Raw genomic sequence first — 13143 nt, 5'->3', positions numbered from 1 at the left:
TCTATGAAAGGGTCTTCGAAAATGAACACTGGCAAGCAGTTGACGGGGCTGCTCCTCCTCACAACCGCTCTCACATATCCTGCAGTTGCACATGCCCAGGATAGTCAAACCACCGATGCAGTTGCACAGTCGGAGGATCAGGTCGATCCGGAGGATGATGCCTTCGAGGAGCCCGAAATCTCAGTTCCAGGCGGTTCCATCATCGTCACCGGGCGACGCAATCGCGATGTTACACGCAGCTCGAGCCAGGTCATCTCTGTTCTGTCGCAGGAAGAGATTGCCCGAACCGGCGAAGGTGACATTGCGGGCGCGCTTGGGCGCACAACCGGACTGGCTGTTGTGGGCAATGGCAACGTGTTTGTCCGCGGCCTTGGTGACCGTTACTCGCTGGCATTGCTCAACGGTCTCCCACTGCCATCTCCACAACCGCTCAGCCGCGTCGTTCCGCTGGATATTTTTCCGACCAACATCGTAGCCTCCTCGCTGGTCCAGAAAAGCTACTCGGCAAACTTCCCAGGCGAATTCGGCGGCGGTGTGATCAACCTAACCACTCGCGCTGTGCCAGATGAGAGCTTTCTCGATATCAGCCTGAGCATAAGCGGCGATACTGAAACCACTTTCAGCAATGGCCTCGACTATTACGGGTCAGACTATGACTGGTCTGGCTTTGACGACGGCACACGTGATGTGCCGCCAGCGCTCCAGGATTTCTTCAATAGCGGCCGCCGCATCGGTGACCTGACAACTGCAGAACAAGGCGCAATCGTTAAGCAGTTGGGCAACCCCAATCTGGTGGTGCTGCAGGAAGTGGGCGACGTGAGGCCGAACTTCTCTAGCGGGATCACGGCTGGCACCGCGTTTGATGTTGGTTCAGACGGCCGGCTTGGCTTGATCGCGACTGCGTCGCTCAGCAACAAGTTGCGCACGAAGGTAATTACGTCGCAGAACCCGTTCACGACTGATCTTCAGCTCGATCGTGACTCGCGAAATTTTGTCACCGACAACCGCATTCTGGCCAACGCCATGTTGGGTGTCGGTCTCGAGATTGGCGAACATCAGTTCCGTTGGACAAATCTGTTCATCCGGGACACGCTGAAGCAGTCAGGGCTGGGGTTTGGTGAGCTGCTGCTCGACGGAGACAGCCTGATTACCCAGAACACAGGCTGGTATGAGCGGCAGCTGATCGATACGCAGCTGGTTAGCGAACTTGAGTTCGGCGATCTTTCTGTCGATGTGCGCCTTGGATACGCGCAAACCCAGCGCGAAGCGCCATACGAATATGAGTTTGTCTATGTCCGCACCAATCAGGACAACCAGGACACGGGCGATATCTTCATCAACGTTCTGGACCGCCAACGCGGCAGCGCATCAGTTGCATTTTCCGAACTGAAGGAAGATCTCCTCTACGGCGGTCTCGACTTGAGCTATCCGCTGACCGAGTGGCTGACGGCTACAGTTGGCTATGCCTACACAGACACCAGCCGTGATTCCGAGCGTCGCGAATTCTTGATCGACGGTGATAATATTCCACCAGGCGTTGGGGCACTTCGCCCCGATCTTTTGCTCGGCGATGCAATCATCGATTACTTCGGCATTGGTTTGAGTGAACCAACCCAGACTGATCCTGCGTTTGCTGCTGATCTGGAGATTCAGGCCGGATATGCGAAGGTTAACATTGTTCCGGCCTTCGGTGTAAGTTTGGATCTTGGTGTCCGATATGAAGATGCTTCACAGTCGGTTGGCACGGTAAGCCGGTTCGAGAATCCGTTCGTTTCGCTTGCGACGACAGCGCTCAACAACGACTACTTCTTACCCGGCGCAACGATTACGTGGGAAGCGACGGATTCGCTGCAATTCCGGGCGAGTGCATCCAAAACGATCGCACGTCCGCAGTTCCGCGAACTGATCTTCCAGCCCTACACTGACCCTGAAAATCAGCGTCAGTACATCGGCAACCCGGCTTTGATAGATTCAGAGCTGTTCAACGCAGAAGTTCGCGCCGAATATTACTTCGGTCGAGGCAATCGTGTTTCTGCAGCTGGTTTCTACAAGGAAATCGAAAACCCGATCGAGCCCTATGTTTCGATTGGCGCGGATACGAGCTTCACTACGCGTTTTGCCAATGCGCCAACAGCCGAACTGTTCGGCGGTGAGTTCGAGTTCCAGTTGACCAAGCCATTGTTCGATTGGGGCGCGACCGGTTGGCTTGAAACGAAACAGATCATTTTCGCGACAAACTACACCTACACCCAATCCGAGTTGAAAGTAGGCGAAGGCGATACCACCAGCCTCTTCACCGCCGGTGTTGGTGCGATTGAGAGCGATGCAGCACTGTTCTTCAACGATGGTGACCCGCTCACCGGTCAGTCGGATCATTTGGTCAATGTTCAGCTCGGCATCGAAGATCAGGACAAGCTGCAACAGCTGACTTTCCTGCTTAGCTATGCCAGCGAACGCGTTACGCGCCGTGGTACGGCTGGCTTGCCTGACATTGTTGAAGATCCCGGTCTGACATTCGACTTGGTGATGCGCCAGGAGTTAAAGCTGTTCTCAGTTCCGCTGGAACTCAAGGCTGAAGCGCGCAACATTTTTGGGCGGGGGAACTTTGAATTTCAGAAGGTTGGCGACAACCGCATTGAAATCAACAGCTACGATGTCGGCACATCATTCTCGCTGGGCCTTACTGCCAAATTCTAGATATCGGCACGCCCCGTCTTCGGGCGGGGCGGCCGCCTAGGCTATCGCCGAAGCTCAAGGTCGAAGACGTAGCCGATTGAACGCACGGTTCGCAGGGGGTTACCGCCCCCCGCAGCCTTTATAGCTTTCCGCAATCGGCCAATCCATACATCGACCGTTCGTTCGTCAATCATCTCTTCCTTCTTGCCCAGTCCGGACATTATTTCCGGGCGTGACAAAGTGCGGTTGGCATTCTCGGCTAGAAACCGGAGCAGCCTGAATTCGTTCGGGCTGACATCGATTGGCTCATCGCGCCAGTAAGCGCGGTAGGCAGGCAAATTGATGGTCAACGCCCCATAGTCGAGTTTCTCGGTAGTGTAGTTCGCCGCCATGGGCTTTAACGCAAAAATACGATCCAGCACCGCGCGCCGGTCGATTGGCCCCGACATATAGTCATCCGCCCCGGCATCGAGTGCACGCTTGCGCGCTGCGAAATCGTCATCGTTCAAGACCATTGTAATGTGCGCGCCTGCTGTCTGGGGATCCGCCCTCAACCGGCGGCAAAGCTCCAGGCCGGCAAGGTCATCGAGCACCCAGTCGATGAATATCCAAATCGGACCTTCGAATATCTGCGAAGGAGCGCGCGAAGTGATCTTCGAGAATTCATACTGCGCGTCATCATGAGCGAATGGCTCGAACTCATCAGCGTCTGGATGTGTGAGCAGAATCTTGACAACCGACATACAACTTGGCCCCTGGTTCGAACCCAGTTTGCCCTCAATTTATGACGTGTCCGTGACGAAGCAGGCGCTTTGAGCATTTGCAGCTGTAGCGTCAACTATCCGCAATTGGCTCATTAGCCGCCAGTCCGGTTTTCGTGCTTAGTTTGAAAGCAGACAGGCCGCTAACAGCCCAAGATTAGCCGAGAACCCAATTCGACCGGATGTCCGCCTTCTACCCCATAAACGGCCTTCAGCGACGGCGCTATGTTGGCCGATTGCGGAAAGTCCAATTTCGGTGCCATTGAGAAGCTGAGCAGACATTCGGCTTTTCGCGCAGTTGCAAGCATTGAACGGCCGCAACGACCAACGATTTGCATTGTGCGGCCCGCGCCCTATGCTTTGAGCTCATCCCACGCAAAGAGACGCACTCTCGCTCGTTGAGCGAGCATGCGAACATTTCCCTGAAAATACATGGACGCAGCAGCTTCAGACATGCAATCAAGCAACAACCTACCAATTGATCCACCCATAATTGACCTACCCATCGAAACCCATGACCGGGGATTCTATGATGGCTTCAGCCGTGAAGTGACGATCCCGGGCAAGATCATAGTCTCACTGCTGATCATGTGGGCGATCTTCTTCCCGGTGCGTGCCAATGAGACTTTGAGTGCCGCGAATGAGAATATCATCTCGAGTTTTAGCGGGTGGTATGTCTATCTGGTAGCGCTGCTGATGGTAATCGCATTAGTCCTTGCTGCGCTGCCACAATCGGGGCGTTTGCGGATCGGGGCGCCCGATGACAAGCCCGAATTCTCTCGATTTTCATGGTTTGCCATGTTGTTTGGCGCGGGGATCGGGATCGGCATGCTGACCTACTCGACGGGCGAGCCCCTGGCTCATTTCTCTAACAATCCGGAGATCATCCGTGGCGCGATCGAAGCGAGTTCTGCAGAAGCCGTTCGGCCGGCCTATGTCTACACCTTCCTGCACTGGGGCTTTGCGGCTTGGGCAACCTATGCACTGGTCGGGCTGGCGATTGGTTATGTCTCCTATCGCCGGGGATTGCCCCTAACAATCCGTTCTGCACTGGTGCCGCTGTTCGGAGAGCGGATGTCCGGTACTGCAGGCCACGTGGTTGACGTGGTTGCAGTAGTCGCCACGATATTGGGTGTCGCCGTGACCATGGGTCTGGGCGTAGAGCAATTTGTGGCAGGTCTTTATCGGGTCGGAATGGGCGATTGGCTTGTCAATTCGGAGGGGACGGCGAGCACAATCGCGATTATTGCCGCGCTGCTGGTGCTGGTGGGTGCGTCAACAATCAGCGCCTTGTCGGGCGTTGGGCGAGGCATCAAGTGGCTTTCGAACCTCAATATGGGTTTGTCGTTCCTATTGATCGCATTGTTCGTGATCGTTGGTTCCGGTCTGTACGGGTTGGAGCTGATGTGGACTGGACTGACCGACTACCTTGTTGCCCTCCCTGCCAAGACACTGACGCTGTTTACCAGCGACGGAAGCCAAGTGTCGGAAGAGCTGATGCAGTGGCAACTCGACTGGACCATCTTCTATTGGGCGTGGTGGATCGCTTTTGCGCCTTTCGTCGGCATGTTCATCGCCCGGGTCTCACGCGGCCGTACAGTGCGCGAATATGTGTTTGGCGTGATCCTTGTTCCCTCGCTGATGTGCTTCTTCTGGATGGCGATTGTTGGCGGCACCGCGATCGATCTGGAGTTGAGCGGTGCCGCGCAAGGCGCGATTGCCGAAGCGGGCATTTCTGACCAGCTATACGCAACGCTCGCAGTGGTGCTTGATCCGGCCGCAGCCCAGATCGTCTCGATCCTAGTCGTGGTATTGCTTATGACTTACCTCGTAACATCTGCGGACAGCGCGATACTGATCGTCAACACAATCAATGGTGCTGGCGAGGATGAAGGGCAGCGCCGCTATCACATTTTGTTTTGGGGTGTAGCGTTGGCGTTCATGGTCGGCAGCATGCTCGTGCTGGGTGGAATTGATGCGATCCGGATAACCATGATGATCGGAGCATTGCCATTCTCATTCGTGCTCGCATTAATGGCTATCGCGATCATCAAGGCGATCATCTTCGACCTTATCCGCAAGAAGCACGGTGTTCCGACAACCGCAGAGGCTTGCGAGGAATGGGAAGCAGCCAAGTAGAGGTAAATGATTAAAATCACTCGGACTTAGCGATGCCATAGTATTGATTTCTCAATATTTTAGTATTCTTGATTATACTATAAAATATACACTGACTTAGATAGTGTATAATAAGTCTATATTACCTATACTTGATATAATTTTTTAAATATTTGAGTTATATTTGAATCTAAGATTCAATGTTGCTTTAGGGCAACATTGGAATTATTTTAAAAAAAATCCCTGTCGCTGCTGTGGTGGACTCCTCCGAGCATTGGTACTGCCCGCATCTAGAGGCATGACTTCATTCTATTTCCTTCCGTTTTGATCGCGAATATTGGCGATGTGCGTTTCCGCGCATCCCTTTCGTGCGTCCAATCGGGTAAAACAAAGGGGCAGCAATAATGAGAAAATTCGCAAGAGGTGTATCGCTTGGCGCGGTCGCAGTGGCCATGGCCACGCCAGCCATGGGGCAAGATCAGACACAGCCAGAACAACAAAAAGTAGAGCAGCGCACCGGCGGTGTTCCGGTAATCGTGGTTACCGCGCAGCGCCGCAGTGAAGACCTCCAGGACGTTCCTGTCTCTGTCCAGGCGCTTGGACAGGAAGGTCTTGAGCAGCTCAATATCGATACGTTTGAAGACTATCTTGAGCAACTGCCGACTGTGACCGCCGGCGGTTCCGGGCCGGGTCAGAGCACGATCTACATCCGCGGCTTGGCTTCAACGACACCAAACCTCACCACCGCTGGCGTTGCCGGCCTTGCACCAAACGTCGCTCTCTATCTCGATGAGCAGCCGCTGTCTCAGCCAGGACGCAACCTGGACGTATATGCGGCCGATATGGAACGGATCGAAGTTTTGTCCGGTCCGCAAGGCACGCTGTTCGGCGCAAGTTCGCAAGCCGGTGTTGTGCGCCTGATCACCAACAAGCCAAGCCTGTCGGGTTTTGATGCCAGCGCCTCCGCTGGCGTCTCGTTCACTAAAGGCGGTGAGACCAGCTACAAGGCCGAAGCCATGGTCAACGTGCCGGTCACTGACACGATCGCGCTGCGCGGCGTAGTCTATCTCGACGATCAGGGCGGCTATATCGACAATGTGGCTGGCACTCGCAATGCCGGCGAGAGCGGACGTTTCCGTACCGCGGGCACCGTGCGCGACAATGGCGTGCCGGTCAGCGCAGGTCGCGCCGGTTTCCAAGCCGGGGCGGATCTTTCAGCAGTCAATCTGATCAATGCCGACAATGCGTCGCTTGTTGAAGAGGATTTCAACGACACGCAGTACTCCGGCTTCCGCGCCACTGCACTTTGGGAAGTGACGCCTGATTGGAAAGTTACTGTAGCGCACTCACGTCAAAGCGTTGAGAGCGACGGCGTATTCTTCGCCGATCCGGAGCTTGATGGTCTTGATGATCTGGAAATCCAGCGCTTCGAAGACGATCGTATCGAAGATGATTTCTCCAACACCAGTTGGACCGTCGAAGGTCGCTTGGGCGCGCTCGATATTGTTTATAGCGGCGCATACACTGACCGGGAAACGCAGCAGAAGGTCGACTACTCGGACTATCTGTTTGTCGGCCAATACCTGCCATACTACATCTGTGACACAGCCGTGGTCTATTCCGGCTATGTGACCAATGCTCCGGCTGATCCGACCTGCCAGGCACCAAATCTGTTCGTGGCATCGAATACCGATACCACCGTGTTCACGCAGGAATTCCGCGTCAGCACGCCGCAAGATGCGCGCATCCGCGCAACCGCAGGCGCGTTCTATAGCGATCTGGAGCTCAAGGAACTCAATGACTTCGCCTATCCCGGCTCGCAGTTTGTGCGTGGTTCGGATGGCGTGACGACCGGCTTCCTGCCTAACTTCCCGCTGACCAACGCAAGCGCGGCCGGCGGCGGCAATTCGTCGACTGGCTATTTCCAGGAAGCCGGACCATTCCCGACTGTTGTGATTTTCCGCAACGATATCCGCCGCACGGACGAGCAGCTGGGCATCTTCGGTGAAGTTGCTTTCGATATCATTCCGGATACGCTCACGCTCGCAGGTGGCGCGCGATATTATGATACCGAGGTTGACCTGGAAGGCAGCGCGAACTCGTCCTTCTTCAACCTTAATTCGGCTATTTTCGGCCCCAATGCGGGTGCGGCACCTGGCACAGGGGCAGATGCCCAGCTTGCTGGTACCAACATCAGCGCTCAATTTGCGCCAGACAATGCGGTGGGTGCGCCCGACACCGCTTCGACTGATGGCTTCATCTTCAAAGGCACACTCACGTACACGCCAAATAGCGACCTGATGTTCTATGCGACCTATTCGGAAGGCTTCCGCCCGGGTTTGCTCAACCGTCCAGGTGGTGCAAGCAACGGCGCAGGCTTTACCGTGCCTTATGCGCTCGATACCGATGAGGTGAAGAACTATGAAATCGGTTGGAAAACCGATCTGGCTGACGGCCAGTTGCGATTGAACGGCAGTGCTTTCTTCGTCGATATCAGCCGCCTGCAGACCACTATCTTCGATCCGAGCATCACTAACCTGTTCTTCTCGGACAATGCGGCCGATGCCGAGATTATGGGTGTGGAAGCAGACTTCACCTTCGCACCTTATGCGGTGCCGGGCTTGACCGTAGCCGGTGCATTTTCCGTTCTCGACACAGAGATCACGGATGTGCTTACGCCAACCAATGACGTTGTTGTCGGTGAAGAGCTCGCATTTGCACCGTCATTCCAGGGCAACATGCGTGCGCGCTATGAATGGGATCTGAGCAACACGCTGGAGGCCTTTATACAGCCGCAAGTGTCGCATTCGGCATCGAAGTTCACGGACATTATCGAGATCAACAAGCTCGAACTGGAAAGCTACACGGTGTTCGATCTTTCGGCTGGCGTTAAGAGCGGCCCTTGGAAGTTCGACGTCTACGGAGAGAACCTGTTCGACACACGGGCACAGATCTCTGGCAACTTCGTGTTCGACCGTGCACGCATTTCCACCAACCGTCCGTTGACAATCGGCATGCGCGTCAGCTTCGACTACTGATCCAGCAGTTTGGCAAAACGAGCGGTGGGGGTGAGTCTGGACGGGTTCACCTCCACCGTTTTGCTATGTAGGGACAAGCAATGGCAACACGCGAAGAACAGCTCAAGGCAGCCCAAACGGCATTGCAAGCCAGCGAGTTCGCAAAAGGGCTGGCTCTAGCGGAAAATCTGCTGGCAGAGCGGCGAAGCGATCCAGAAGCGCTGTATCTTGCCGCTGTCGCAAGTCGCTATCTCGGTAAACATAGTGATGCCGAGAAGCATCTTGGCGCTCTCCATCAGGCAATGCCCGAATATGGGCGCGCGTGGCAGGAAGAGGGGCACCTGGCACTCGCTCTTGGGGACAAGACCAAAGCGCTGGAGGCTTTTGCCAGAGCAACGCGCTTCAATCCGGCGCTAACTGCCAGTTGGCGCAAACAGGCCAAGCTGCTGAGTGCGACAGGTCGCAATGCCGAGGCGGCCGCAGCCAATGCGCAGCTGGAACGGCTTTCTTCGCTCCCGCGCGAGCTGATCGCGGTGACCAACCATCTTCACGAAGGGCGGCTGCTAAGGGCAGAAGAAATCTGCCGCCATTTCCTGCGCAGCAATCCCAAGAATGTCGAAGGGATGCGACTGCTCGCTAAGATCGGAATTGAACTTGGCATTCTCGATGATGCCGAATTCCTGCTGGAAAGCGCAGTCGCGTTCGAGCCTGACAACATTCAGCTCAAGCTCGACTACACCGATGTGCTGCGCCGCCGCCAGAAGTTCGGCAAGGCGCGGGCACAAGCTCAGGCGCTGCACGATAGCGATCCCTGCAATCCCATGTTCCAATCACAACTTGCAATCGAAAGCATGCAGACCGGTGATTACGATCGCGCATTCGAACTGTTTGACGCGGTACTTGTGAAGCTGCCGCGAGATCCGGCAACGCTGACGAGCAAAGGGCATGCGCTCAAAACATTGGGCCAGACAGACGAGGCGATCACGAGTTACCAAGCGGCAGTCAGTGCGAAGCCTGATCACGGTGACGCCTATTATGCGCTCGCCAATCTCAAGACCTACAAGTTCGAGAATTCAGAGATTGACGCGATGCGCGCGCAAGCTGCGCGGCCTGATCTTGCCTTTATGGACCGGGTCCACCTGTCCTTTGCGCTTGGCAAGGCGCTGGAAGATCGCGAAGACTACGAAGCGAGCTTCAAGCACTATGATGAAGGGAATGCCTTGAAGCGCGCGCAAACCCGCTACAGCGCCGATGCGATGAGTCGCGAGCTGGCGGCACAGAAATCGGCATGCACAGCAGACCTGTTCGCAAAGCATGAAGGCACGGGATATGATGCGCCTGATCCGATATTTATACTTGGCCTGCCGCGCGCAGGCTCGACATTGCTCGAGCAAATCCTTGCCAGTCACTCGCAGATCGATGGGACGCTCGAGCTTCCCAATATCCTCGCGCTCGCGCACCGGTTGCGCGGGCGCAAGGCAGGCCAGTCACGGTACCCGGAAATCTTGCATGAACTCACGGCTGAGCAACTGACGACTTTCGGTGAGCAATTCATCGAGCAAACGCGTATCCACCGCCAAGGCGCGCAATTCTTCATCGACAAGATGCCCAACAATTTCCGGCATATCGGGCTGATCAATCTGATTCTGCCGAATGCGAAGATTATCGACGCGCGCCGTGATCCGATGGATTGCTGTTTCTCGGGCTTCAAGCAGCTTTTTGCCGAGGGGCAGGAGTTCACTTACGGCTTGGAAGAAGTTGGCCGGTACTATGCCGACTATGTCGATTTGATGGACCATTGGGATGCGGCGCTGCCAGGCAAGGTCTTGCGCGTACAACATGAAGATGTGCTCGACGATGTCGAAGCGCAGACGCGCCGAATGCTCGATTTTATCGGTGTCCCGTTCGAGGATGCCTGTCTTGAATTCCACAAGACTGACCGCGCTGTTCGCACCGCGAGCAGCGAACAAGTGCGTCAGCCGATCAATCGCAAGGGGCAGGATGCCTGGAAGCCGTTCGAGCCTTGGCTTAAGCCACTCAAACAGGCTTTGGCCGGAACGCATTGACCACACTCGATCACTCACGCGCATCAAGGAATATTTTGATGCTGGCCGATAAGGGCGTTATCTGGCTGGAATGATTGCATCTGCTCTTTCAGTGCGCGCATTGCTCAGCGCGATCTTCATCCTGATGGCGGGCAGCGGGTTTCTTTCAACGCTTATTGCAGTTCGTCTTGAGAGCGCGGGCGTCCCTTCGCTCATCATTGGCCTTGCAGCGACGAGCTATTTCACCGGACTAACTCTCGGATCACTTAGGGTTGAGCCGCTGATCGCACGCATCGGGCATATTCGCGCCTTCGCTGCATTTGTGACGATCTTTTCTGCCAGCAGTCTGACCTACGCCATCATTGAACAGCCAACCGTCTGGGTCGTGCTGCGCTTCATCGATGGCTTTGCCATGGCCGGCGTGTTTGTTTGTCTTGAAAGTTGGCTCAATCGGCAAGCCACACCTGCCAACCGGAGCATGGTGCTCGCCTCCTATATGATCGCGTTATATTGCGGGCAGGCTGCTGGTCAGTTCTTGCTCAATTTGGGCGAGAATGCACCAGACCTTCCCTTCATGATCTCGGCAGTTTTGCTCTCTGTCGCATTGCTGCCAGTGCTGCTCACTCGCATGGAGCAACCGCAGGTGGAGGCGTTCACGCCATTTTCCATCCGCAAGCTCTATACAGCTTCTCCGCTCGGGATCGTTGGAACGCTTGCCACCGGCGCAATGTTGGGCGCATTCTACGCCATGGGCGCGGTCTACGTTCAGCGGATTGGAATGGATCTGTCACAGGTCGCGCTGTTTACATCATTTTTGATTGCAGGCGGAGTAGCGCTACAATATCCTCTTGGTAGACTTTCTGACAGGTTTGACCGGCGGCGCGTGATCATCGCCTGTTTTGCAATAGCCGCGGGTGTCAGCGCTGCGATCGCAGCATTAAAGCTGCCAACCGTTGGAATGATCGCAATGGGCAGCATTTTTGGCGGCTTCGCTTTTGCGCTCTATCCGCTCTGTGTCGCGCATTCGAACGACCATCTTGAAGAGGAAGAACGCGTGGGTGCGAGCAGCGGCCTGGTGCTGACGTACTCCGCCGGCGCGATGGCTGGGCCGATGATTGGGTCAAGCGCCATGAGCGCGTTCGGTCCGGCCGGTTTATTTGCGATGATCGGAGTCCTTGCGGCTGGCGCAGCGATTTTCGGTATCTGGCGCACCGTAGTGCGTTCGGCTGTTCCAGCAAGCGAACAGCAGGTCTTCCAAAGCCTGCCGCGAACAACGCCCATGGCCGCCGTGCTGGAGACAGAGGACAGCATCGAGGGCTGGAAATCTGACTAACTGACATGAGCGCGGGAAGGTTCGCCACCAATCTCAGAGGTTTTAGCGATTGAGTTCGGCTCCTGAAGGCGGTCAGTCGGCTTTCAGACTATTCAGAGCCGAGCCGGAATTTCCGCATTTGGGGCGCACTGCAGACGTGGGCAACCCCAACCGTAGTTTGTGCATCCTAAATGCTTTCAGTCACAAACAGAAAGAGCCCCACTGGTAACAGTGAGGCGGAATATATCATATATGTCAGAGAGATGGTGGTTGCGGGGGTTGGATTTGAACCAACGACCTTCAGGTTATGAGCCTGACGAGCTACCGGACTGCTCCACCCCGCGGCACCTAGTTATTGACGCCCAAGATTACCTATTGCGAACTATTCAATCCGCCTGGCATTCGGCCAAACCGGCCGTTGGGCTATCCCCATGCAAAACTCTGCGAGCTTCGTTCAGGGTATTGGCAACTTCCCGAAAATATCCCGGAAAGCGAACCTCTAGCGGAGGCTAGAGACGCCAAAAGGGCCGCCCTGGTGGGTCAGCCCTTCGACTTGTGAATGGGTTTTATTACCGCGCAATCGCTGGCTTCAATGCCTGGCGACGACCTACTCTTCCAACGCTTAAACGTTAGTACCATCGGCGCTACCTGGTTTCACGGCCGAGTTCGAGATGGGATCGAGTGGGTCACAGGCGCTATGGCCACCAAGCAATGGAGCCAGCGAATACGGGTCTAAATCGATGTAGTGTGCTCGAAATATTCGAGCGGGCGACGATCTGGCCGAAGAGTCTTCCTCCTCAACACACAGTCGCAGGACTGTCGTTGATAGTGCGAACTCTCAAGCGTGATCAGAACTATTAGGACTGGTTAGCTTCACGCATTACTGCGCTTCCACACCCAGCCTATCAACGTCATGGTCTATGACGGTTCGAAGATACCTAATCTCAAGGGAGGCTTCCCGCTTAGATGCTTTCAGCGGTTATCCCGTCCATACATAGCTACCCAGCGGCACGCCTGGCGGCATGACTGGTACACCAGAGGTATGTTCACCCCGGTCCTCTCGTACTAGGGGCAACTCCTTTCAAGTATCGACGCCCACGGCAGATAGGGACCAAACTGTCTCGCGACGTTCTGAACCCAGCTCACGTACCACTTTAATTGGCGAACAGCCAAACCCTTGGGACCTGCTCCAGCCCCAGGATGTGATGAGCCGA

Annotated in this window: 6 protein-coding genes, 1 tRNA gene and 2 rRNA genes; 5 read left to right on the top strand and 4 right to left on the bottom strand. The window is 55.5% G+C overall.

Going from position 1 to position 13143, the window contains the following annotated elements:
- The first annotated feature begins 21 nt into the window (after nt 1-21).
- Nucleotides 22-2697 carry a TonB-dependent receptor gene (locus QZ487_RS07875; RefSeq protein WP_296024141.1) on the top strand — a complete coding sequence of 892 codons (2676 nt, stop codon included), beginning with the start codon at nt 22-24 and terminating at the stop codon, nt 2695-2697.
- A gap of 41 nt (nt 2698-2738) precedes the next feature.
- Here the strand turns inward: QZ487_RS07875 and QZ487_RS07870 are convergent, their stop codons facing one another.
- Nucleotides 2739-3419, bottom strand: a complete 681-nt coding sequence (locus QZ487_RS07870) for a response regulator transcription factor (RefSeq protein ID WP_285975743.1) — start codon at nt 3417-3419, stop codon at nt 2739-2741.
- Nucleotides 3420-3869: 450 nt separating this feature from the next.
- Between QZ487_RS07870 and QZ487_RS07865 the strand changes: the two genes are divergently transcribed.
- From QZ487_RS07865 to QZ487_RS07850, 4 genes are all read left to right on the top strand, one after another.
- A complete protein-coding gene (locus QZ487_RS07865; RefSeq protein ID WP_296024139.1) occupies nt 3870-5576 on the top strand; it encodes a BCCT family transporter in 1707 nt (568 codons plus the stop codon).
- Nucleotides 5577-5959: 383 nt separating this feature from the next.
- The gene (locus QZ487_RS07860; protein ID WP_296024138.1) at nt 5960-8593 is read left to right on the top strand and encodes a TonB-dependent receptor; all 2634 of its coding nucleotides are present in this window, start codon (nt 5960-5962) and stop codon (nt 8591-8593) included.
- Between the two features lie 80 nt (nt 8594-8673).
- The gene (locus tag QZ487_RS07855) at nt 8674-10638 is read left to right on the top strand and encodes a tetratricopeptide repeat-containing sulfotransferase family protein (protein ID WP_296024137.1); all 1965 of its coding nucleotides are present in this window, start codon (nt 8674-8676) and stop codon (nt 10636-10638) included.
- Nucleotides 10639-10708: 70 nt separating this feature from the next.
- Entirely contained in the window at nt 10709-11950 is a 1242-nt protein-coding gene (locus tag QZ487_RS07850; RefSeq protein ID WP_296024135.1) for an MFS transporter, read from the top strand.
- Nucleotides 11951-12196: 246 nt separating this feature from the next.
- Here the strand turns inward: QZ487_RS07850 and QZ487_RS07845 are convergent.
- The 3 genes from QZ487_RS07845 to QZ487_RS07835 all read right to left on the bottom strand — a co-directional run.
- Nucleotides 12197-12273: transfer RNA gene (locus tag QZ487_RS07845), tRNA-Met, on the bottom strand.
- Nucleotides 12274-12523: 250 nt separating this feature from the next.
- Nucleotides 12524-12638 (bottom strand): 5S ribosomal RNA (gene rrf, locus QZ487_RS07840).
- A 129-nt stretch (nt 12639-12767) separates the two neighbouring features.
- Nucleotides 12768-13143, bottom strand: a 23S ribosomal RNA gene (locus QZ487_RS07835); the annotation flags it as partial.

It is taken from the genome of uncultured Altererythrobacter sp. (assembly GCF_913057185.1).
Classification (GTDB): domain Bacteria; phylum Pseudomonadota; class Alphaproteobacteria; order Sphingomonadales; family Sphingomonadaceae; genus Erythrobacter; species Erythrobacter rubellus.
Note: the sequence above shows the minus strand (reverse complement) of the source record. Positions and strands in the feature narration are given on the sequence as shown.